We start from the raw sequence: 20,653 nt of genomic DNA, 5'->3' as shown, positions 1-20,653 counted from the left end.
TTGATCAAAACAAAGAGTTAGAGGAGTTCGCCGTTTCCGTGACACGGCGAACTCCTCTAGGCCGCCTGTCGCGCGCGTTGCTGCATCGCCCTGTCCAGTATCGAGAAGAAGGTGATGAACTGGCGATCGGGATCGAGTTCCGGGCGCCCGGCGAAGCTGCGGGCGAGGCTTGAAAGCCGGTCATATTCCTGGTTGTCGTTCCACAGCCGCCTGACGGCCGCGACCCAATCGGCCAGCGGAGCATCGTAATCCAGCACCACGCCACCGGAGCCGACAGCCTCGGGCAGACCGCCGCGCCGCGAGCCGACAACCGGGATTCCGCTGCAATGGGCCTCCGAAGCGACGCGGCCCCACGCCTCTTCCCACTTGCTGGGAGCAAGCAGGATCTTCGTGCGGCCATAGACCGTCTTCATGTCGCTGGTGCGGCTCTCCAGGACGACATTGCCCAAGGGAGCGATCGTCTGTTCGATCCGCGCCCGGTGATCGTCGTCGAGCTTCCAGCTTTCGACGAACAGGAATGGGATTTCGCGGCAGGCGCCGGCGATCCGCACCGCGAGTTCAAACCCCTTTTCCTCATAAGGGTTGATCAGCGTGACGAACTGGCCCGTCGTTGGCGTCGAGTAGTGCGCCGGGTTGATGGTGGGCGGGATTACCACCGCCTCGATGCCGAACTCCTGTCTGTAGGTACGTGCGGTGAAGTCCGAATTGGCGATGTAAAGCGCTGAATGCAATTCGCGCAGATCGCCGCCCAATTCATGGAACTCGACATTGCGGAGATAAACGACCAGAGGCACGCCCTCCGCCTGCAGCGCCTTGCCGATCGGAACCGATTTGTGACACTGGACCACGGCGACATCGGGTTTCAGCCTGTCGACGGCATAGCCCGCCGCTTCCCAGGGAAACCAGGCCCGCACCACCGGATAGCCGGGATAGCTGTCGACAACCGCCGGCTGCCGCAACAGCTTCATCTTGGCGCGCGCCTTGAAGCCGAAGACACCATCACCGAACAGGGCGGCGAGCACAGCGGCTTCATGACCGTGCTCGATCAGCTGTTCGGCCAGATGATGCGTGCTCGACTGAACGCCGCCGCTGAACTCAGGCGGGTAGCCGTTGCCGCCTGCAAAGAGAACTTTCATGATCGGGCTCCTTGTCGCATCTCGTATTCCTTGCTCGGAGACAACAGCAAAGTCCGCCGCCTCTCTTTTCGACGTCAGGCAAGTTTCGGCGGCTCCAGATTGGCGAAGGGATTGGTACAGGATTGCCAGCCGGTAAATCGGATCGGGTCGTTGGGCGAACTGCGCCAGGCGTAGTCCGTCAGCATATGGAATTCGGCGACGACCCAGCGGTCGAAATGCAGCAGATCTTCCCGCTTCCGCTGGGGCAGCAAGCGGCGCGCGGCCCCCAGTTTGAGCTCCTCCACCAAGGTGACGGCGTCACTCAGTTTTTCGCTCGGAAAGTTCCATGGATTCCTGTCGCGGAACGCCAGCACGAACTGCTGCAGATGCTCGATGCGGATGTTCAACTTGCCAAGGTATTTTTCCAGCGTGACGCGCACCAGATCCTCGTCCGAGAACGAGGAAACGGCGGCGTAGGCGACCCCTGTCGAAACCACTCCGCCAGCCATGACGGCCAGGGCCGAGCGTCGGGAAATCTCGATCATGCGATACCTCCTTTCACGCGATCCGGCTCGCCGCCCGCAAGGACAGCGCTGCCGCGGTCAGGCTCGGGTTGGCGCAGGAGCAGCTCGGATAGGTGCTGGTGCCGACGACGACCAGATTTCTGAGCTGGTGGTGGATCATGCCGCTGTCGATGACCGAATCGGCTGCGCCCGTACCCATCCTCAGCGTGCCCTGGACGTGCGATTCGGTCGGCCGGATGCCGCGATCGAAGAGCTTTTCGACCGGCAGCGGCGCCAGAAGGCCAGGCAATTTCTCCAGAGCGCGCGCCATGCCCTTCACCGCATAGTCCGATGGCGCCTTGAAGCTGACGAAGGCATTCTCATCCTCGTCAAGCGTGACGAAGTTCTCGGGATCGAGCAAGTCCTCGGTGACCACGACAAGCGGCAGCGCCTGGCGTAGCCGCCCTTTTTCGGCACGCAGTCCGTGCTGCCAGCGGTTCTCGAAATAGACCAGTGCCGCCGCATGCTCCGATCGGTGAGGACCATCATAGAGGCCGAAATTCAGGCCGGTGGTGATGGTGCTGCCGTCGAAATTGTCGACGCCGTCTAGATAGACCTCGAAATTCCAGCCGTAGGATTCATGCAGGCCGCTGCCGACGAATTCGCCGCCCAGGCCGGATCGCAGCATGATCGCCGCGCTCTGGATGGCATTGGCGCCGAGAATGAAGAGATCGCCGCTGACCTGGTATTCCTTGCCGTCATGGCTGAACGTGACCGCACGGACAGCGCCGCCGACGTGATCGAGCCGGCGCACTTCCGCACCGAGGCAGACCGAAACGTCGGGATGCTCGAAGACGTGCATCAAGCCGTTGTTGACGGTGAATTTGGCGTCGACCGGACACAGCCAGCAACGCAGATTGGCACAGCACGAGGTGCGTTGCGATGTCGGCAGCCGCGCCCGCGCGGTTGGCATGACGAAGTGCTGGCCGGGCTGCGCCGCCTTCATCATCCTGTCCGGTGTCGACATGCGATGCGGCGGTTGCGGAAACGGCTTCGAGCGGGGCAGCATCGCCGCCATGTCGGGATCGCCGGAGATCGACATGATGTCTTCCGCGTCGCAATAGAACGGCTCGACGTCGTCATAGCTGATCGGCCAGTCATTGCCGATGCCGTAGGTGCTTTTCAGCCGGAAATCATTGGGATGAAATCTTGGCGTCTGCGCGAACCAGCAGTTCGTCCCGCCACCCAGTCCGATCGTGTAGTTCCACGGCTTGTTGGAATTGGTCTTGTAGGTCGTCTCGTCTTCGATGTCGGTGTTGACGTTCTGCTCGAGCTGCCATTCATGGGTGTTGTGGCGTCCCCACTCCAGCACCAGAATGCGCGCCTTTCGGCGCTTGGCGAACTCATGCAGGAAGAAGGCCGAACCGAAGCCGGAGCCGATCGCAACGAGATCGAAATGGTCCTTGGTGATTTGCCCCGGCTTTACGTCCAGCACCATCGGCTACAACTCCACACAGAAATACGCGCTCAGTCCCAGCGCCCGCAGGCCATGTGCGGACCGGTCTTGCATCCGTCTGCCAGGACCTGGTCTCATGCCGCCATTCTGCCGATCGAGTGATATTCGATGCCGTGGCGGGCGATGACCTTGGGGTCATAGAGGTTGCGGCCGTCGAAGATGACCGGCGTAATCAGCGCATCCTTCACCGCATCGAAGGAGGGCGCACGGAAGCTCTTCCATTCCGTGGCGATCAGCAGCGCATCGGCGCCGCGCAGCGCCGCCTCCTTGGTGCCGCACAGAAGCAGGTCGTCGCGCAGTCCGTAGATGGCCTGGCATTCCTGCATCGCCTCGGGATCATAAGCCTGCACATTGGCGCCGGCCTTCCAGAGCGCTTCCATCAGGACGCGCGCCGGCGCCTCACGCATGTCGTCGGTGTTGGGCTTGAAGGCCAGGCCCCAGAGCGCAAAGGTCTTGCCTTTGAGGTTGCCCTTGAAATAGCGGTCCACCTTGTCGAAGAGAACCGATTTCTGTGCGTTGTTGCGCTCCTCGACGGCGCGCAGCAGCTTGGCGTCGAACTTGACGCCTTCGGCGGTCTTGATCAGCGCCCGCACGTCCTTGGGGAAGCACGAGCCGCCATAACCCAGACCCGGATAGATGAAATGGTAGCCGATGCGGGGATCGCTGCCGATGCCCTTGCGGACCTCCTCGATGTCGGCGCCGAGCTGTTCGGCCAAATTGGCCATCTCGTTCATGAAGCTGATCTTGGTCGCCAGCATGCAGTTGGCGGCATATTTGGTGAATTCGGCGCTGCGCACGTCCATCACGATCATCTTCTCGTGGTTGCGGTTGAACGGCGCGTAGAGTTCGCGCATCACAGCCTCGGTGTCCTCGCTGTCGGTGCCGACGATGATGCGGTCCGGCTTCATGCAGTCGGCGACCGCGGACCCCTCCTTGAGGAACTCGGGATTCGAAGCGACATCGAAAGCCAGGTCCTCGCGGCCTCTTTTCTTCAACGTGTCGGCGATCCTGGCCTTCACCTTTTCGCAGGTGCCGACCGGCACCGTAGACTTGCCGACGACGATCTTGGGTTTGTCCATTTCGCGGCCGATGGTCTCGGCGACGGCCAGCACATATTTGAGGTCGGCCGAGCCGTCCTCGCCCGGCGGCGTGCCGACGGCGATCATCTGGATCTCGCCATGCCTGACCGCGGCGGCGGCATCGGTGGTGAACTTGATGCGGCCGGCAGCATGGTTTTCCTTAACGAGGTTTTCCAAACCGGGTTCGAAAATGGGAACCAGGCCCTGGTTGAGCCGCTCGACCTTGGCGGCGTCGATGTCGACGCACACCACCTGGTGCCCAACTTCGGCAAGGACCGCAGCCTGCACGAGGCCGACATAGCCAATTCCAAACACCGTCAAATTCATTCGGTTTCATTCCCATGCAAGGCAGCGGACCGTTTTCGGTCCCGCCGGTTCAAATCGACTTTCCCAACTACTTTACACTGCATGCCAGCGATTCCGGAAATTGACAGGGTTCGCCGAGCGCCGTGAAGGCAACCCGCTCGATCTGCAGGGAAAGCTTGCGGCCCGGATCCGCGAACGCTCCCATCCAACCCTTCATCGTATCGCTGCCCCAAAAGCTGAAGAATATCTTCTGTGCATGGCTGGGCAGCTTCGCCGGGTCGGCAATCGTGTTCACCAGCTGGCCGTTGACGTACCATCGCAAGCTGTCCTTCTGCCAGACGAAGGCGTAGTCGTTGAAGGCGTTCTCCGTTCCGCCCGGCACGTCGACCAGCTTCTCGTTCTTGCCCTTGCCCGCGATATAGGCATTGACCTGCACCTTGGAGGTGTCCTTGGTCAGGACCTCGAAGTCGATCTCGTCCCAGGGCTGCTTGTCGCTGGGACCGATATAGGTGAAGAACGCCGCGTTGAGGCCGGAGCCGGTATCGGTCTTCAGCCGTGCCTCATAGGTGCCGTAGCCGAAGCGCTGCTTGGTCTGGATCTCGCCGCAGACGTAGTCGCGATCCTTCAGCGTCTGCTTTTCGAAGCCGAGCGACAGCACATTATTCGACAGTTCGACCATGCCTTTCGACCAGGTGCAATTCTGATGGCTGCCGTTGTTCCAGCCGTCGGAAACATACCAGCGCGCGCGGTCGAAGCTTTTGAAATCATCGACAAAGGACGGCGATGTCGGAATGTCCTGGGCGTAGGAAGGGGTTGCCACGAAAGCGCCAACAGCAGCCAGCAGCAACGCACCGAGCGACCCCAGCCGCCGCCGGGCGGCTTGCCCGGCCCGATATGAGAGAGACGGCGCGTCAATTGCCGTCGTAGGTTTCGGATTCGAATTCATACCAAACTCACCTTTGCGCTGTGTGTCCCCAACCCAAAGTCGACGTTCGAACCGCTCCTGAACGGGCCAACGCTTCCCGCCCTGCATCAAATCTGTTGCAACAGTTCCGAGCCTTCACGTTCAACCTCTGCCTGCGCCTGCCGGCCAGGCGAATTCCGCCGAGGTGGCCGAATCGGCATTCTCGTCGAAGACCATATCCAGCGAATGACGGAGCTCTTTCATCATGCCGTCCTGGCGCGACAGCGCCGCAATGCGGCGTTCGCAATTCAGGATCGACTGTGTCAGTGCGCTGACTTCCGAAGACCGCTTTTCGGAAGCTGAGCCGTTTTCCATGGCTTCGACCAGGAAGGCGGCGTTGGTCGACGTTGTCCGGTAGCGATTCTCAAGCCCGGTTCTCTCGGCCTCGATCTCGGCCGCAATCTGCTCGAACAGCTTTGCCAGACGATCAAGACGTGAAACATCGGCCTGCCGGTCGCGGGCCGGATCCCTTGATCTGAAACCGAATATCGAGGCCATGGACTCCGATTCCTGTCATCGCCGGCTTGTGGGCCGGGCTTCCGGCCGATCCCGCAGCCGGGGCTCAAAATTCGTGTTGCGTTGTCCTACTCCTTTTGAAGGAGAGACATCAGACCAATCCGATCGGGGGCCAGTTCGGCTGGTCGTCCAATATGTTGCACCGCAACATAGACTGCCATCGTCGGAGCCGCGAGGCAACCACCCAATTCGTAAACTCATAAATCCGGCCGAAATGGTTTCCGTGATGACATGCCGCGAGCGGACAAATCGCAAGCACCGGGGTCCGCTCTCAGCGTTCCTTGCCCATGCTGGTTCCGGCCATCAGAAAACGCCGCGGCGGGACATGTTTTTGGCTGGACATAAGGCCGACGCGACGAAACAGCGCCTCGAGCTTGTCGGAAGCCACGCCCTGGACGATGGGGACGAGGTTGGACAGGCTGGCGAAAGCGTAAGCCGCAGCCGATGCCAGCCCCCGCTCAGCCTTGACGTCAAGGAAATTGCGCAGCCGATATTTGTCGCGCACGTGCCGTTCATGCCGCCTTAGCACCGCCTTCGAGCCTTCTGGCAGACTGTCTATCGCCAGCAGCGCCAGATCCGCATCGGCCAAACGCTTCAGGTCCTGGGTCTTGTGGCGGCCGCTCAGAGAATCGGCGCGGACGACGGCGCCGTAGCCGCAGGAGCGAATGACCTTGAACCGTGCCCCGCATGCGACCGCGCGGGCGTAGAGTTCATAGTCCTCGCCCAGCCGCAGGCTCTCGTCGTAGCTCAACCCGTGGCGGTCGAGGAAGGCACGGCTGATCACCGGCTTCAAAAAGCCCAGTTCGCCCCTCTGCACGCGGCGCCTGGAGATGTTGCCTTCGACGAAGCGCTCGAAATCGAGGAATTCCGGATCGGCGGCAAATTGCGGCGCGACGATTTTCGTCGCGTCGCCCGTCGCATCATCCCTGATCAGCATGATGTTGTCGGCTGCGAAATCCCAATCGGCGCCGGCAAACAGGTTGCGAAACCGGCCTTCGAGGAAGAAATCGTCGGCATCAAGAATGCTGATGAACGGCGATTTCGAGCCGGCGATGGCTGCGTTGCGGGCAAAGGAGGGGCCGCGATTGACATCGAGGCGCATCACGGAGAGCCGCCCGCTGCCATCATCGGCGGATCGTGCGACATCGGCGGTGTGGTCGGTGGAGGCATCATCGACAACGACGACCTCCGCCACTTCCGGTTCGCGCAACGCGGATGCGATGGCGACGGCGATTGTCGCTGCGGCGTTTTTTGCCGCGATGATCACGCAGACCTCGGATTTCGTCATCGACATGGATTTGCCTCTCGTACAGGTAATATCGATTTGCCCTCGCCCCGTACTCCTTCGATGCCCTACAGAATTGCCATCAGCACCCAATTTGCCTTCATTCAGCGCCTCCCGGCCGCTCGAAGATGCGGCGGCTGATATCGGCGGACGCCGCCCAGCCGGCTTCGGCCAGATAGCGGACCGGCGCGCGGCCGCACAGTTCCCACAGCACCGTTCGCCGCTGTGGCCACCGCAGCGACGGCAGCCACGGCGCGATGACCATGCTGAGCAGATCCTCATTGCCGATGCGCGACAGGATCCTGGTCGCGCGCTGCGACAGCAGCGTGCCAGCACCGCCGAGTAGCACATCGGCGGCGCGCAGGCCAAGCAGCAGCGTGTCGTCCAAACCTTGCACGGTTGCGGCATCGAGCAAACGCAGCTGATCCGCCTCGTCGAGTCGGCCGGCGCTGGCGCTGATATCACAGACGTAGCCCGCGCAAGGTTCCCGGTTGAAAAGTGCCTTGGCAACGCTGATGCAGGACAAAAGCAAAGTATCGGCAACCGAGGTGAACGGCACCGTCGCACCGGCGATTTCGACCTGTCGTTTGCGCCGCAGGAACCCGTCCGCGTCGCGCGGGCTTGGCGAGCCGGGCTGCTGGAGGCGGTAGTGGAGATCTACCGTGGACGACCTCGGCCCGTCGTCCCGGGTCATGTGCTGTTCGCCGAGGAAGCGGACCCACCAGACGGAGTTCGACTTGCCTGATACCTCATAACCGATCTTGCGAAGGGCATCACGCGCCCTGACAAATCCGAGCGGCGAAACCAGAATGTCGACATCGCCGGACGGCTTCATGAAGTGGTCGTCGTAGAGAAGCTGCTGCTGGAACGGACCCTTCAGAAAAACAAAATCGATCTCGCTGGCGCGCAGCACATCATGGACCGCCATGGAATCCATGATGCAGGACGCGTTCATCGAAACCGTTCTCCTGCGGTAGGTGTCGAGCCATCGGAAAAGCTCAGGCGGCCTCTCAAGCGCGGGTGCGCGCGAAAGGGCCTTGAGGACAAAGGTGGCGACCTTGTTCAGCCTGGCGATGTCGGCAATTTTGGCACCGTCCAGATCACGCATCGAAATGTCGCCCGCGCCGGCGTGCGGCCCGGCAAAATAGAATCGCAGGCAGGCCTGCACGTAGGCCACCTCGTCGGCACAGCCGGCGGCGCGCAATCGTTCGTATGAGCCGTCAGGCAATGCCATTTAGCGCACAATCTCCAAAGAAAGCGGTTTGCGCGAACACTTATGCTGCATGTGCGAAGCAAACATCACCAAAAACCTCGGTGCCGTAAAGCCTTTCCTTTTGCAGTGCGAATTTTTGCAACCGAGCGCCTATCGAGATCGCGTCGGAAAGAAGTGAGAACCGCGGCTGAAATATCCTTGTCAGGTCTTTTGCCGATCCCCGGCCGAATTTTCCAAACAGAAAATTCTTTCCATTAGCGACGCCTAAAAATAGGCACAAAGCAAACGACTTATGCAAGCAAAATCACATGCTTAAAGAATCAGCGCGGGCGCTGCCATCGTGCCCAAGGAATCGGCTAAAAAGTGACAAGTTTTAGGCATGGCCGCTCATGTCCTGACGCCAGCAACGTAATTGATTAACGGAAGGTAAAACAGTCTTGACTCATAAATGCTGCCGTGCAGCTATTGCATTGCAGCATAAAAGTGCTGACGGCACTCGACAGGCCGTTTCCAGTCCTAAATCGGAGAGTAAAATGGAACAGAATGTTGAAAAGCATGAATACGAGACACCAAGCCTGACGGTTCATGGTTCGATTGAGACCATCACCCAGGGTGGCGGCGGCAACACGGCGATCGACGCATCGTTCCCCGCGCACACGCCGATCGGCGACCTGACGTTCTCCTGAGACTTATAGCCGTTTCCAGAGTGACATTTCGGGACTCTGGATTCAAAGCAGACGTAAGAGGGTCGGGGGGCCAGCCTCCCGACTTCTCCTGCGCCAACCGGAGATGTCGAAGCGTTTTGTCAGTGAGGTGCGGGGATGAACTGGAAGCAATCCGACCATGATCTGGCCGACCACGATAGCGTGAGTGCGACCAAGGATGCCGTGGCTTGCGAGTTCGGCGATGGCTTGGCTCTGCTCAATCTCAAATCCAATGTCTACTACAGCCTGAATGGCGTCGGCGCCTTCATCTGGGATTTGATCCAGGAGCCCCGGTCGCTCGGGGACATCCGCAGCGCCGTTCTTGCGCGCTATAATGTCGACCCGGTGCGCTGCCAGGCCGATGTCGACGCATTGCTGAAGGGCCTGGCCGAAAATGGGCTTGCGAGACGGCATCATGAGGCACTTGTCTAAGCCGACCCAGCACAAGGCGCTGGTTTGGCAGGCCATAGTTTCGCGGGCCCTGGTTTCGCGGGCAACGGCTTTACGGCAGGAACCCGCGAGGGAAACAGGCCTCAAGCAGTCGAAGCGCGGCGGAAGCCGGCACGGGCTGGTCAGGATTTTCTCCCTGAGCGGCTCGGAAATGATCTTCCTTGGCCATTGCCTGCTGGTGGTGGCGACAGTTCGGCTGGGGCTGACCCTGCTGTCCTACAATCGTGTACGCAGCCTGGTGACGCGGCTCGACGCGCGGCAGTGCGCCTCGATGGGCGAACTGCGGCGTGTCGCCTGGGGTGTTGCCGCCGCGGCCCATTTCGTCCCTTACGCTACGTGCCTGACCCAAGCGCTCTCCGGCCAGTATATTCTCGCCCGCCAAGGCAATGAATCGACGATACGCATCGGCATCGAACGTGTTACGGGCGAGCAGTTGAAAGCACATGCCTGGCTGGTCAGCGACAACCATATCGTGCTTGGCGGATCGATCGACGGCTTCGCCCATCTCGTCGACCACGGCAGCCGATGAGCGGCGTCGCCGGAATCCTGCTGCGCGGAGCACACGCACCAGCGGTCGCGGCGGCAGACATTCAGCAAATGCTGGCGCGCATGCGCCATCGCGGTCCCGACGGCGGTTCATGGTGGCTGGACACCAGCATCGCCCTTGGCCACGCCTGGCTCAACACATCGGATGAGGTCGGTCCAGGCCCTTTGACGATGGCTGGCGGCCGGCTCGCCATCACCGCCGATTGCCGGCTGGACAACCGTGACGAGTTGCTGGCCAGGCTCGGTATCCGCGACCAGTCGGTGGCCGACGCGATCGTGCTGATGCGGGCCTATCTACGCTGGGGCGAAGCTTGTCCGGAGCATCTGCAAGGCGATTTCGCGTTCGCCATCTGGGATGACGAGCGGCAATCGCTGTTTTGCGCGCGCGATCATTTTGGCGTCAAGCCGTTCTACTACCACGCGGCGGACCGGCGTTTTGCCTTTGCGTCCGAGATCGGGCCGATCCTGGAGGTCGAAGGTATCCGCGCACGTGTCAGCGAGCGCCAGATCTCCGGCTTCCTGGCCGGGCTTCCCGACGACCCGCAGTCGACCCCCTACAGCGATATATTCAGCCTGCCGGCCCGCCACAGCGTAACCGTCACCGCGCAACAGGTGGTGCTGCGCCGATACTGGCAGATCGAGCCGTCGGCGCGGCCCTTGCGGTCGGATGCATCGGAGGAATTCGCCCATCTGTTCTCGCAATCGGTGCGCAACCGCATGCGAGGGACCTCGGCAGTCGGCGCAATGCTGAGCGGCGGCCTCGATTCCTCATCTATCGCCTGTGTCGCCGGCCTGCAGAATGCCGCTGCGCGCAGGCCGAAGCTGCCGACCTTCTCGCTGATTTTCGAGAGGGGCTCGCCGATGGACGAGCGGCCCTTCATCGATGCCGTTCTCGACCAGCAGAAGGTCGACGCGACGCTGATCCCGGTCGGCAACTATGCCCCATTCGCCGAATTCGAACGCGTGCTGGAAGAACAGGAAGGAACGTTCCTGGCGCCGGGCCTGACGCTCACCCGCGGTATCTACCGGACTGCCGGCGCCAAGGGCATCAAGGTGCTGCTGGACGGCCATGGCGGCGACGAGGTCGTTTCCCAAGGCCATGGTCACCTGCACGAGCTTGCGAATGGCGGCCGATGGATGGATCTGTGGCGCGAGGTCCGCAGCGCCTCCAATACCTATGGCGACAGCACGCTTGGCCTTTATCTCCAGTTCCTGACCCTCTACGGGCCGGCCTGGCGCATCGCCAAGCTGAGGCATCTGGCCAACCGTGCCCTGAACAGGATCCGCAAGCCCGCGCACGTGCAGCGCGCACGAAGCTGGCGCGACCTGATCAATCCGGACCTTGCCAAGCGCACCGAGCTTGTCGACCGGTTTCACCGGGCCGGCTATATGCCGCCCGGCGTTCAGGCCAGCGACGCCTTGAGCCATCGCTGGATCCTGTCGAACGGCTATGTCCCGCATGCTTTCGAGGTTCTCGACAAGGCCGCCGCCAATTTCGGCGTCGAGCCGCGATACCCATTCTGGGATAAGCCGCTGGTCGAGTTCTGCCTGGCGTTGCCGGGCGAGGAGAAGCTGAGCCACGGCTTTGGTCGCTATGTGCTGCGTCGCGCCATGCAAGGCGTATTGCCGGAGGCGGTGCAGTGGCGGCGCGACAAGATCGACTTCACCGCCAATCTCGTCAACGGCATGCTGCGCAACCATCGCGACCTCCTGGAACAGCTGCTGGTCTCGGATGCGAACCGCATCGCGCCTTATGTCAATCTGCCGCAAGTGAGTGCTGCCTATGCGCGACTGCTGCGCCAGCCCGATCAGGCAGCCCCCCTGGATGTCCAGTATGTCTGGCGCTCGGCCTCGCTGTCGCTCTGGCTGCGGCAACTCCAGCACGGCGGGAGCCCCACGTGATGCCGCGCAACGAGCAGCTCGCTCTATACAATGATGATGCCTTTTCACATGGCCGGGCCATGCGAGAACGCCGCTTCTACCGCGCCTATGGTCTGACCATCGCGTCGGAGGTGATGTTGCCCGAACTGCAGCCGGCGCCGCCGGGGGCGGCGGATCTCGTGATCGCTGTCGGCGCGATCGACCTGCCAAAGCCGGCGCCCGAAGCAGCGACCGACTTTCGTTTCGAGCCGGACCGGCAATATCTGGCTTGGTATGCCGTGGGCGCGTTCCTGATCACCGATTTCAGCCGTATCGACATCGAACCGGCGCCCGGCGTCGACGATGCGCTGCTCGCGTTTCCGCTGCTCGGTCCGGTCATGGCGCTGCTCTTGCACCGGCGCGGCCTGCTTGTCCTGCATGCCAGTGCCATCGCCGCCGCCGGCACCAGCGCCATCTTCATGGGTGACAAGGGAGCCGGCAAGTCGACGACGGCAAGCGCGATGATCCGGGCCGGGCATCGACTGCTTACCGATGACGTGGTGGCGCTGGACCTTGCCAATCCGAGTGAGCCAATGACCGTTCCGGGCTTTCCGCAGATCAAGCTGGCGGCCGACGCCGCTGCGGCGATCTCGCTCGGGGGAGCGGAAGTGCGGCCGCAAGTGCATCCGGCGATCGACAAAATGCAGCATCGCCTGAACGGTGACTTTTCGGGCGACAAGGTGCCGGCGACCAGGATCTATATCCTCGAGCGCGGCGAAAGGGCTGACATCACGCCCTTGCCCGCCATTACCGCCCTGCCGGCCATCATCAAATTCTCCTATGTGACGCGCTTCGGCCGTGCGGCGCTGCCCGACGACTTCGCGGCGGCGCATCTTCAGCAATGTTCATGGATTGCTAACCATATCGGCGTGTACCGGCTGAAAGTCCCGACGGGCCTGGACAGGATCGGCGAAGCCGTGGAGCTGATCGAAAAGGATCTGTCGGCCGGCAGCCGGCGGTCGTGAGCGCAACCATGTCGAAGCCCCCAATCCTTCGCCTGTCGCTGTTTCGAGAAATTGCCGCATTCGGCGCCGCCATTGCCCGGATCGGCGGCCGGCGAACATGGACGGCGCTGTTCTTCCTCATCCTCGGCAGCCTGACCGAGGGCATCTCCATCCTGCTGCTCATCCCGCTGCTGCATCTGGTCGGACGCGCCGACCAGGATTTCGCTGTTCGGCTGCCCAACAATGATTTCGTGCGCTGGCTGGTGCCTGACGGCACGCTGCAGCTGACGACCGTGCTTTTCGCGCTGGTCGGACTTGTTGCAGCGCAGGCGGCGTTCAATCGCTTCAAATCGGTCTACATGGCCAAATTGCTGTTCGATTTCGTCAACCGCGTTCGCATGAACCTGTTCGAAAGCATCGGCAAGGCGCGCTGGGGCGTTTTTACCCGCATGCGCAGTTCCGATCTCGATCATGCCCTGACCGGCGACATCGACCGCGTCCAGGGCGCGGCGTTCTCACTGCTGATGCTGGTGCAGATCGCCGTTCTTCTGGCCGGCTATCTCCTGGTTTCCGTGTTCATCTCGCCGGTCATGACGCTGTTTGCCGTCGTCATCGGCATGCTGATGTTCGTGGCGCTGCGGCCCTTCCGGGCACGGGCCACGGCCTTCGGCCGTGTACTGACCGCCAATCGCCAGGATCAGTACCGGACGGTCTCGGAATTTCTCGGCGGTATCAAGGTGGCCAAGAGCCTGAATGTCGAGGACAGCTATTTCGCGCAGCTTCGGTCGACGCTTGAGAGGATGAAGGCCGACAACATCGACTATGTGCGCAACAGCACCATCGGCACCGCGGTATTCCAGGTTGCGAGCGTGGTGGGCCTGAGCCTGTTCATCTATGTGGCTTTGGTCCGCTTCAACCTGTCCATGGCCGAGATCGTCGTCCTGCTCCTGGTCTTCATGCGCATCGCGCCGCGCTTCATGGACATGCAGACGCAAGCCCAGCAAGTGCTGATCAACCTGCCCGCCTTTACGGCAATGCGCAGCCTGCAGGCACGTTTCGACGCCGAACGCGAACCAGGCCATACCGAGTTCGCCGACGCCGGGACACTCTCCCTCAATACGGGATTGAATATTCGCGGTGTCTCCTTCACCTACGGAGATGCTGGCGGCAAGATGGTGGTGAGCGGCATCACCTTCGGCCTGCCGGCCGGCAAGGTCACCGCCCTGATCGGCCCGTCCGGATCGGGCAAGAGCACGATCGCCGATATGCTGCTTGGCCTGCTGGAGCCTACCACCGGCATGATACTTGTCGACGGCGTCGAGATCGATGCCAGCAATCGCCGTCGCTGGCGCGACCAGGTGGCCTATGTGCCGCAGGACGTGTTCCTCCTGCACGACACGATCGCGGCGAACCTGCGCCTTGCCGCGCCACGGGCCAGCGATGGCGACCTGTGGGCCGCGCTGCATCAGGCCCACGCCGGCGAGTTTGTCGAACGGCTCGACCTCAGGCTCGAGACGGTGGTCGGCGATCGCGGCGTGCGGCTTTCGGGCGGCGAACGCCAGCGCATCGCGCTCGCACGCGCGCTGCTGCGCAAGCCGTCGCTGCTCATCCTGGACGAGGCGACCAGCGCGCTCGACTGGCAGAACCAGTCGCTGATCGTCAGGTCGATCGACGGATTGCGCGGCACGATGACGATCCTGACCATCGCGCACCGGCCGTCGATGATCGCCTTCGCCGACTGGGTGGTGGCGATGGAAAACGGCCGTATCGTCGAGGTCGGCCAATATCAGCGGCTGAAGGAAAAAACCGGCAGCCGGTTGTCGAGGATGCTGTCGGGGGAACAGTCAGAGAGCGACCCCGCCGATGTCGCGTGAGCCGGCGACCAAGACGCGCCGAAACGGATTCACGCGGCGCCTGGTCTCTTGTTTCGAAGCATGCCTCCAAACCGGGGGCAGGTTTGAGCAATCTGCATCAATGCAGGCCGCGCCTGGCACCGCCCAGCTTCTCGCTTTCGGCCACCTCTGGTGCGTTCAGTTTGCGCTCGGCGTCACGGGCTATGTCGGCAGGCGTCGGAGCGCTCCTGGCGATCATGGTGTAGATGAGCACGAAATAGCCGGCCTGAATGATCACGGCGCAGATGATGACGCGCACCAATATCGTGCCTATCGACGCACCGCCCAGCCAGGACCAGCCGACGACGATCGCCAGAGCGAAAATCATCCCGAGGATGAATTTTGGAAGTGCCATGCCCAACAGCCCATAAACCGGCTCGGGTATTTATCACGATTGCCCCACCCGAGCGCCGTCCCTTGTCATGTGGGCTTGTTAAGGTCGCCCACTCTCGACCGGTTGCTTCCGGCCTTTTCCACCTGTCGTCACCGTGACAGGTATAATTTGCAATTCTATTAAGGCGAGCAATAGGCGGCAAGGGCAACTTCGGATATTTTTGATCGAGCTTTTGCGATCGACTCTGCCATGCTGCAATGCACGCGACGGGAGCTAAGCCGATCTGCTCTCCTCGGCATTTTCAGTAAGATAGACAATATTAAGTAGTATTTTATACGGTTTTCACCATGCATCAGGGCACGATAAAGCACTAGTTTGCAGCTTGCCTTGACAGATAGGTAGGTCTGCCTAAAAACGGCCCCACAAAGGCCCCTATTTTTTCGGCCGTGCCCATTTATTGTCACAAATGTGCTAAATACGCCGAAATTTGTGCATGACAAGCTTATTATTTAGTCAATTCATGACGTGACTATTTCAATGGGGTGGTAAATTGTGTGTTGCGCTGCAACATTTTTTTGGTATCGTGCGCTGAACCATTCGTTCAACGCATGGAGTTTACGGCATGAGGGACGTTGCCAAGTCGGCCACGGCGAGCTTTTCGCAGGCTGACATCGATTTTCCGCCACCGATCGGCGGCTTGCTCAAACGCAGCTTCGATATCGCCGGTTCACTGATTGGATTGATCGCACTCAGCCCGCTGTTTGTCATGATAGCGCTGCTGGTCAAGTTTTCCGACGGCGGCTCGATTTTCTACGGTCACAGGCGAATTGGACGCGGCGGGCGGATTTTTCCTTGCCTGAAGTTCCGCACCATGGTTCCGGACGGCGACAGGGTATTGGCAACCTATCTCGCCACCAACCCGGACGCCAACGCGGAATGGATCGCCACCCGCAAGCTGAAGAACGATCCGCGCGTTACCCGTGTCGGAGCAGTGCTGAGGAAACTCAGCCTCGACGAGCTGCCGCAGATCATCAACATCCTGCAGGGCGACATGAGCCTTGTCGGCCCTCGTCCGGTCGTGCGCGACGAGCTCGAGATCTATGGCACGTCCGCCGTCTATTACCTGAAATCCCGCCCGGGCCTGACTGGCCTGTGGCAAGTCAGCGGCCGCAACGATGTGTCCTATGACAGCCGCGTCGCCTTCGATCGCCACTATGTCGAGAACTGGTCGCTGTTCGAGGACGTTCGCATCATCATCAAGACCGTCCCGGCCGTCTGGATGTCGCGCGGTTCTTACTGACCGGCCGGTGGCCAATGCCAGACATTGGCATCGGCCATTCGACGCAAGCTCATCGGGCGATGGGGCTATAGCGGATCGGAACGTTGAGTTGAAAACAGATTTGTTCGAAGCCTTTCGCAGCGGCCCGGATTCCGGCCGGCTGCGGCGGGCGCGTTTGCTGGCCACATGCCTTGCCATGGCGCTCGTCGTCCCGCATATCGCCGCCGCCGGCGACTATCGCCTCGGCTCGCAAGACAAGCTCACCATCCGCGTCGCCGAATGGCAGACCGTCGAAGGCACATTTCGTGACTGGTCGGCGGTGAATGGCGAGTACACGGTCGGTCCATCCGGTACGCTGTCGGTGCCGTTCGCCGGCGAGTTGCCGGCATCCGGCAAGACCACGTCCGAAATCGCGGCGGCGATCGGCGAGGCTTTGCAGAAAAAGCTCGCTTTGTCAGACCGACCGGAAGCCTCGGTCGAGATGGCGCAGTTCAGGCCATTCTACATTTCGGGCGAAGTCCAGAACCCAGGTCAATTTCCTTATGTCCCAGACCTGACGGTGTTGAAGGCGATCAGCGTCGCGGGCGGCATCAGGCGCAACGCCGATTACGGCCCCCAGCTCGGCAAGGACCTTGTCACCGCCAAGGGCATGTTCGACATCTCCGACGACCAGCGCATTCGACTGATCGTCAGGCGCGCCCGCATCGATGCGGACATGGCCGGCAAGGCGAGTTTCGACGTGCCTAAGGAAGTCGAGGGCGATCCAAGGCTGCCAGCCATCGTCGCGGACGAGATGACGATCCTGACGGCCGACCAAAAGGCGCTGAAGCTGAAACTCGAGGCGCTCGACGATCTGAAAGGTGTCTTGGAGTCCGAGATCGAATCGCTGCAGAAGAAGATCGTCAATCAGCAGCAGCAGGTCGACCTGGCGCAGCAGCAACTCGCCAGCATCGGTCCGCTGGCGCAAAAGGGCCTGATCGCCAATGCCCGTCTGCTGGATTCGCGCCAGTCCGTGGCCGACCTGCAGGGCAAGATCCTGGACTACGAAACCGCCATCCTCACCGCCAAGCAGGCGATCAGCAAGGCGAAGCAGGATGCTATCGATGCCCAGAACACCTTGAGTTCAAGTCTCGCCACTGACCGGCAGCAGACCGAAGCCGACCTGAACGAGGCCGCGTTGAAGGTGAACATGCAGAAAGGCCTGATAGCCCAGGCCAGCGATCCCGCGATGGCGGCCGCTATAACAAACGATCAGCAACCTACCCTGCTCTATTCACTGGTGCGCAATCTCGATGGCAAGACCACCGAGATAGCCGCCAAGGAAGAAACCCCGGTGCTGCCTGGCGATGTGATCAAGGTCAAGCTGGCGCCGCTGGCCAGCCAGTAGACTTGCTAAGCGCTGAGCGGTTCATCATTTTACAGAAATGCAGAACCGCTTCATACGCTCGTCGCCTTCTGTGAGCGGATGGTCCGCGGATATTCGCATTTGCACGTTCTGAGATTGGTTTTCGCGGCGCCGTAACTGGAAGTGCCGGCCGGACGCCCTGGCGCTTCTGGAGCACGGCTTTTGGACAGTAACAGCTGCGCGCCGGACGTCCTGGTCGCTCGGAGCACGCGAGTCTGACAATCCAGCGTTTCAGTCTATTTCGCGGAGGCATGGATTTCCCGCCTCGCGCCCGGCCTGCTTGAGCCTTCGATCAGGGGAATTTGTATTGACGCGACTTCAGGTCCCGAGACGATAGCTCACGCCTGATCGGCGACCGCCGGACGGCGGGCATGCCGAGGCCAGTCAGCCTCGCCCCCGGCCGCGTCAGCCGGCTCGGGACGCGGCGACCGCCGCCTGCGGGTAACGGGCAGCCGCGCCAGCTTGAAGAAGCTGAAATACATCAGGAAAGAACCCATGATGTAGGGGTTGAGAATCTCGACCTCGACGAAGGAGCGGATCAGCAGCAGCACCATCACGCCGAAAAGGATCACCGAGTCCGCCTGCCATGCCTTGAAGATCACCGCCGAGACGTGGCCGTAGAGCGTGCGCAGCATGATCAGCGACACCAGCGTCGCTCCGACGAAGCCGAGTTCGACGAGGGCCTCGATGTAGGTGTTGTGGAAGTGAAAGCCGGTGCGGGTGGTGATGTAGAATTCGTTCCACAGCCGCTCGGCTTCAGCGAAGCCCTGCACCCAATAGGCGGCATAGCCGACGCCGAGAATCGGCGATTTCTGCACCGTGTTCCAGCCTTGTTCCCAAAGATAGGTTCGCCCGGTGAGCGTCGAATCCTTGCCGAAGAGGCCGAGGACGAAGTCCATCAGCCCGAGATTCAAGGCGACGAAGGCCGTCACGACCAGCAGGCCGGCGCCGATCAGGAAGATGACCCGGCGATAGCGGCGTGACAGAAGTTTGCTCATCGCAAGAAGCGCCACCAGCGCCAGAACCGCGGGTATCGAGGCCATCGAGGTGGCGGAATGCGAGGCGACCAGTACATAGGCCGACAGCAGCACGACGGGCACCGCCAGTATGAAGCTCAGCCGGCCGCGTCTGTAGAACGCAAGGAAGACAACGCAGAAATAGATGCCAAGCGAGCCGACAAAGCCGATCTGATTCTTGGAGGCGAAGGCGCCGACGAAGTTCACGGTGCCGTCGAGGACATCCTCGGAATAATTCCCGACCTTCACAGAATAGAGAAGGACGACGAATATCCCGACCAGCGCCCCTATGGTCAACGTGCGCACGCTGACGGTGCGCGCAGCTATGTAGGCGCAGGCAATATGGGAAAAATACTGGACCGACGTCCTTGCGGTGACGCCGGGAGCCTGCGACCAGAAAACCGAGAAGCAGACATAGGCCGCAAACAGCAGCGGCAGCCAGGCGCTGGACAGATGTCGCAAAAACCGCCGGTAGTCGACCAGGATGAGCGGAAGCCAGACCGCATAGTAGGCCAGGATCAGCACCTGGCCGAAAATGACCGAATAGGAAAACGCCCAGATCGAGACGACTACGGCAAAGGCGCCATAGACCGAATTCTTCTCGGGATCGATCAGCAGCGACTTTGGAATCTTCATCTCAGAGTCTCGCCGACACGACCCAGGGCCGGCAAGCCATGAGCCGGCCGGAATCTTCGCAAATATGGGCGTGCAATAAACGGCGTCTCCATTGTGCAGTGCAATATAACCTATTGCGCCCGGCGCTCAATGGCAAATCCGGTCACCTTGTCTTACAGCGAGGCATCTGCGGAGAGATCAGCTGGTTGCGCGTCCGAGACGCTACCAAAGCGCTCCGCCGGTGATCTGGATGTTCTCCATGGTGATGCCCTTGGCGAGATCCGAGCACAGGAATACCGCCAGAGCCGCAATCTCCTGCGGCTGCAGCATGCGCTGCTGCGGGTTGCCTTTGGCGATCTCGGCCCTCGCTTCCTCAGCGGTGCGCCCCTTGCCTTCGCGCTCGACGACCTGCGCCACATTGCGGCGCATCAGTTCGGTCTCGACCCAGGTCGGGCTGATCATGACACAGGTGACGCCATGCGCTGCCCCTTCCAGCGCCACGCAGCGTGTGAGGCCGAGAAGGCCGGCCTTGGACGCGCAGTAGGCTGGGTTGTCCTTCCAGCCGACCGAGGCGGCGGTTGAGCCGATATTGACGATGCGGCCCCAGCCGCGCTCAATCATGCCCGGCAGCACGGCGCGGGTGGCACGGAAGGCGCCGGTCAGGTTGGTGTCGACGATCTTGTCCCACAGCGCGTCGGAATGGCCGCAGACCGGCTGCTCGGCGGTGGTGCCGGCAGCGTTGACCAGAATGTCGGCCGGCCCGATGGCCGCTTCGGCTTCCGCAACAAAACGGTTGGTGACGTCGCTGTCGCGGACGTCGAGATGGGCGGCGTGAACCCTCTTTCCGTGGGCGGCAAGGGCCGCACGCACGCGCTCGATCTCGTCCGCGCCGGGATAGTAAGCGGCGTCGGACCTGTCGGCGCCGGACGGCGCGATGTAGGAGCCGACGGCAACGTTGGCGCCGGCTTCAGCCAAAGCCGTGGCAATGGCAAAGCCCATGCCCGAGAACCCACCGGTAACGATGGCGCTACGGCCGGAAAGGTTTGTCATG

At 61.5% G+C, this 20,653-nt stretch carries 19 protein-coding genes; 8 read left to right on the top strand and 11 right to left on the bottom strand.

What is annotated here, in order from left to right; all coding sequences use genetic code 11:
* Positions 1-56: 56 nt before the first annotated feature.
* The 8 genes from EOA19_RS04780 to EOA19_RS04745 all read right to left on the bottom strand — a co-directional run bounded on the left by EOA19_RS04780 (position 57) and on the right by EOA19_RS04745 (position 8,518).
* Positions 57-1,136 carry a glycosyltransferase gene (locus EOA19_RS04780; protein WP_023811595.1) on the bottom strand — a complete coding sequence of 360 codons (1,080 nt, stop codon included), beginning with the start codon at positions 1,134-1,136 and terminating at the stop codon, positions 57-59.
* A gap of 74 nt (positions 1,137-1,210) precedes the next feature.
* Complete coding sequence (locus EOA19_RS04775; protein WP_023811594.1) at positions 1,211-1,660, bottom strand: hypothetical protein; 450 nt, start codon at positions 1,658-1,660, stop codon at positions 1,211-1,213.
* A 13-nt stretch (positions 1,661-1,673) separates the two neighbouring features.
* Positions 1,674-3,116, bottom strand: coding sequence for a GMC family oxidoreductase (locus EOA19_RS04770; protein WP_128302863.1), 1,443 nt, complete (start codon positions 3,114-3,116; stop codon positions 1,674-1,676).
* A gap of 92 nt (positions 3,117-3,208) precedes the next feature.
* Positions 3,209-4,540, bottom strand: coding sequence for a UDP-glucose/GDP-mannose dehydrogenase family protein (locus EOA19_RS04765; RefSeq protein ID WP_127267657.1), 1,332 nt, complete (start codon positions 4,538-4,540; stop codon positions 3,209-3,211).
* A gap of 67 nt (positions 4,541-4,607) precedes the next feature.
* Positions 4,608-5,465, bottom strand: coding sequence for a family 16 glycosylhydrolase (locus EOA19_RS04760; RefSeq protein WP_128302862.1), 858 nt, complete (start codon positions 5,463-5,465; stop codon positions 4,608-4,610).
* A gap of 120 nt (positions 5,466-5,585) precedes the next feature.
* Positions 5,586-5,981 carry a hypothetical protein gene (locus EOA19_RS04755; RefSeq protein ID WP_128302861.1) on the bottom strand — a complete coding sequence of 132 codons (396 nt, stop codon included), beginning with the start codon at positions 5,979-5,981 and terminating at the stop codon, positions 5,586-5,588.
* Positions 5,982-6,270: 289 nt separating this feature from the next.
* Entirely contained in the window at positions 6,271-7,293 is a 1,023-nt protein-coding gene (locus EOA19_RS04750; RefSeq protein ID WP_023811589.1) for a glycosyltransferase, read from the bottom strand.
* A 91-nt stretch (positions 7,294-7,384) separates the two neighbouring features.
* Positions 7,385-8,518 carry a nucleotidyltransferase family protein gene (locus EOA19_RS04745; RefSeq protein ID WP_128302860.1) on the bottom strand — a complete coding sequence of 378 codons (1,134 nt, stop codon included), beginning with the start codon at positions 8,516-8,518 and terminating at the stop codon, positions 7,385-7,387.
* A 512-nt stretch (positions 8,519-9,030) separates the two neighbouring features.
* Between EOA19_RS04745 and EOA19_RS04740 the strand changes: the two genes are divergently transcribed.
* From EOA19_RS04740 to EOA19_RS04715, 6 genes are all read left to right on the top strand, one after another.
* The gene (locus EOA19_RS04740; RefSeq protein ID WP_013891488.1) at positions 9,031-9,183 is read left to right on the top strand and encodes a lasso peptide; all 153 of its coding nucleotides are present in this window, start codon (positions 9,031-9,033) and stop codon (positions 9,181-9,183) included.
* A 135-nt stretch (positions 9,184-9,318) separates the two neighbouring features.
* The gene (locus tag EOA19_RS04735) at positions 9,319-9,633 is read left to right on the top strand and encodes a PqqD family protein (protein WP_023811587.1); all 315 of its coding nucleotides are present in this window, start codon (positions 9,319-9,321) and stop codon (positions 9,631-9,633) included.
* A complete protein-coding gene (locus tag EOA19_RS04730; protein WP_128302859.1) occupies positions 9,617-10,180 on the top strand; it encodes a lasso peptide biosynthesis B2 protein in 564 nt (187 codons plus the stop codon). The genes EOA19_RS04735 and EOA19_RS04730 overlap by 17 nt, the downstream gene beginning before the upstream one ends.
* Positions 10,177-12,099 carry a lasso peptide isopeptide bond-forming cyclase gene (locus EOA19_RS04725; RefSeq protein WP_128302858.1) on the top strand — a complete coding sequence of 641 codons (1,923 nt, stop codon included), beginning with the start codon at positions 10,177-10,179 and terminating at the stop codon, positions 12,097-12,099. Before EOA19_RS04730 ends, EOA19_RS04725 begins: the two co-directional genes overlap by 4 nt.
* Positions 12,096-13,082: a serine kinase gene (locus EOA19_RS04720; RefSeq protein ID WP_128302857.1), complete on the top strand. Its 987-nt coding sequence runs from the start codon at positions 12,096-12,098 to the stop codon at positions 13,080-13,082. Before EOA19_RS04725 ends, EOA19_RS04720 begins: the two co-directional genes overlap by 4 nt.
* A gap of 8 nt (positions 13,083-13,090) precedes the next feature.
* Positions 13,091-14,935: an ABC transporter ATP-binding protein gene (locus EOA19_RS04715; protein ID WP_128302856.1), complete on the top strand. Its 1,845-nt coding sequence runs from the start codon at positions 13,091-13,093 to the stop codon at positions 14,933-14,935.
* 97 nt (positions 14,936-15,032) lie between these two features.
* Here EOA19_RS04715 and EOA19_RS04710 read toward each other — a convergent pair whose 3' ends face one another.
* A complete protein-coding gene (locus EOA19_RS04710) occupies positions 15,033-15,308 on the bottom strand; it encodes a hypothetical protein (RefSeq protein WP_023811582.1) in 276 nt (91 codons plus the stop codon).
* A 601-nt stretch (positions 15,309-15,909) separates the two neighbouring features.
* Here EOA19_RS04710 and EOA19_RS04705 point away from each other — a divergent pair.
* Positions 15,910-16,587, top strand: coding sequence for a sugar transferase (locus EOA19_RS04705; protein ID WP_023811581.1), 678 nt, complete (start codon positions 15,910-15,912; stop codon positions 16,585-16,587).
* Positions 16,588-16,687: 100 nt separating this feature from the next.
* Positions 16,688-17,953: a polysaccharide biosynthesis/export family protein gene (locus EOA19_RS04700; protein WP_164892842.1), complete on the top strand. Its 1,266-nt coding sequence runs from the start codon at positions 16,688-16,690 to the stop codon at positions 17,951-17,953.
* A gap of 356 nt (positions 17,954-18,309) precedes the next feature.
* Here the strand turns inward: EOA19_RS04700 and EOA19_RS04695 are convergent, their stop codons facing one another.
* Positions 18,310-19,623, bottom strand: coding sequence for an O-antigen ligase (locus EOA19_RS04695; protein ID WP_023811579.1), 1,314 nt, complete (start codon positions 19,621-19,623; stop codon positions 18,310-18,312).
* A 201-nt stretch (positions 19,624-19,824) separates the two neighbouring features.
* A complete protein-coding gene (locus EOA19_RS04690; RefSeq protein WP_128302854.1) occupies positions 19,825-20,652 on the bottom strand; it encodes an SDR family NAD(P)-dependent oxidoreductase in 828 nt (275 codons plus the stop codon).
* Position 20,653: the final 1 nt, after the last annotated feature.

Source organism: Mesorhizobium sp. M7A.F.Ca.US.010.02.1.1, assembly GCF_004023085.1.
Classification (GTDB): Bacteria; Pseudomonadota; Alphaproteobacteria; order Rhizobiales; family Rhizobiaceae; genus Mesorhizobium.
The sequence above is the reverse complement of the archived record's forward strand: the minus strand, read 5'-3'. Positions and strand labels throughout refer to the sequence as shown.

Bases quoted from the DNA above. Each gene is read 5' to 3' on its own strand.
- EOA19_RS04750 (WP_023811589.1), bottom strand. From the start codon at position 7,293: ATGTCGATGACGAAATCCGAGGTCTGCGTGATCATCGCGGCAAAAAAC.
- EOA19_RS04705 (WP_023811581.1), top strand. From the start codon at position 15,910: ATGAGGGACGTTGCCAAGTCGGCCACGGCGAGCTTTTCGCAGGCTGAC.
- EOA19_RS04735 (WP_023811587.1), top strand. From the start codon at position 9,319: ATGAACTGGAAGCAATCCGACCATGATCTGGCCGACCACGATAGCGTG.
- EOA19_RS04715 (WP_128302856.1), top strand. From the start codon at position 13,091: ATGTCGAAGCCCCCAATCCTTCGCCTGTCGCTGTTTCGAGAAATTGCC.
- EOA19_RS04770 (WP_128302863.1), bottom strand. From the start codon at position 3,116: ATGGTGCTGGACGTAAAGCCGGGGCAAATCACCAAGGACCATTTCGAT.
- EOA19_RS04765 (WP_127267657.1), bottom strand. From the start codon at position 4,540: ATGAATTTGACGGTGTTTGGAATTGGCTATGTCGGCCTCGTGCAGGCT.
- EOA19_RS04730 (WP_128302859.1), top strand. From the start codon at position 9,617: ATGAGGCACTTGTCTAAGCCGACCCAGCACAAGGCGCTGGTTTGGCAG.
- EOA19_RS04690 (WP_128302854.1), bottom strand. From the start codon at position 20,652: ATGACAAACCTTTCCGGCCGTAGCGCCATCGTTACCGGTGGGTTCTCG.
- EOA19_RS04745 (WP_128302860.1), bottom strand. From the start codon at position 8,518: ATGGCATTGCCTGACGGCTCATACGAACGATTGCGCGCCGCCGGCTGT.
- EOA19_RS04755 (WP_128302861.1), bottom strand. From the start codon at position 5,981: ATGGCCTCGATATTCGGTTTCAGATCAAGGGATCCGGCCCGCGACCGG.
- EOA19_RS04695 (WP_023811579.1), bottom strand. From the start codon at position 19,623: ATGAAGATTCCAAAGTCGCTGCTGATCGATCCCGAGAAGAATTCGGTC.
- EOA19_RS04740 (WP_013891488.1), top strand. From the start codon at position 9,031: ATGGAACAGAATGTTGAAAAGCATGAATACGAGACACCAAGCCTGACG.
- EOA19_RS04760 (WP_128302862.1), bottom strand. From the start codon at position 5,465: ATGAATTCGAATCCGAAACCTACGACGGCAATTGACGCGCCGTCTCTC.
- EOA19_RS04710 (WP_023811582.1), bottom strand. From the start codon at position 15,308: ATGGCACTTCCAAAATTCATCCTCGGGATGATTTTCGCTCTGGCGATC.
- EOA19_RS04725 (WP_128302858.1), top strand. From the start codon at position 10,177: ATGAGCGGCGTCGCCGGAATCCTGCTGCGCGGAGCACACGCACCAGCG.
- EOA19_RS04775 (WP_023811594.1), bottom strand. From the start codon at position 1,660: ATGATCGAGATTTCCCGACGCTCGGCCCTGGCCGTCATGGCTGGCGGA.
- EOA19_RS04780 (WP_023811595.1), bottom strand. From the start codon at position 1,136: ATGAAAGTTCTCTTTGCAGGCGGCAACGGCTACCCGCCTGAGTTCAGC.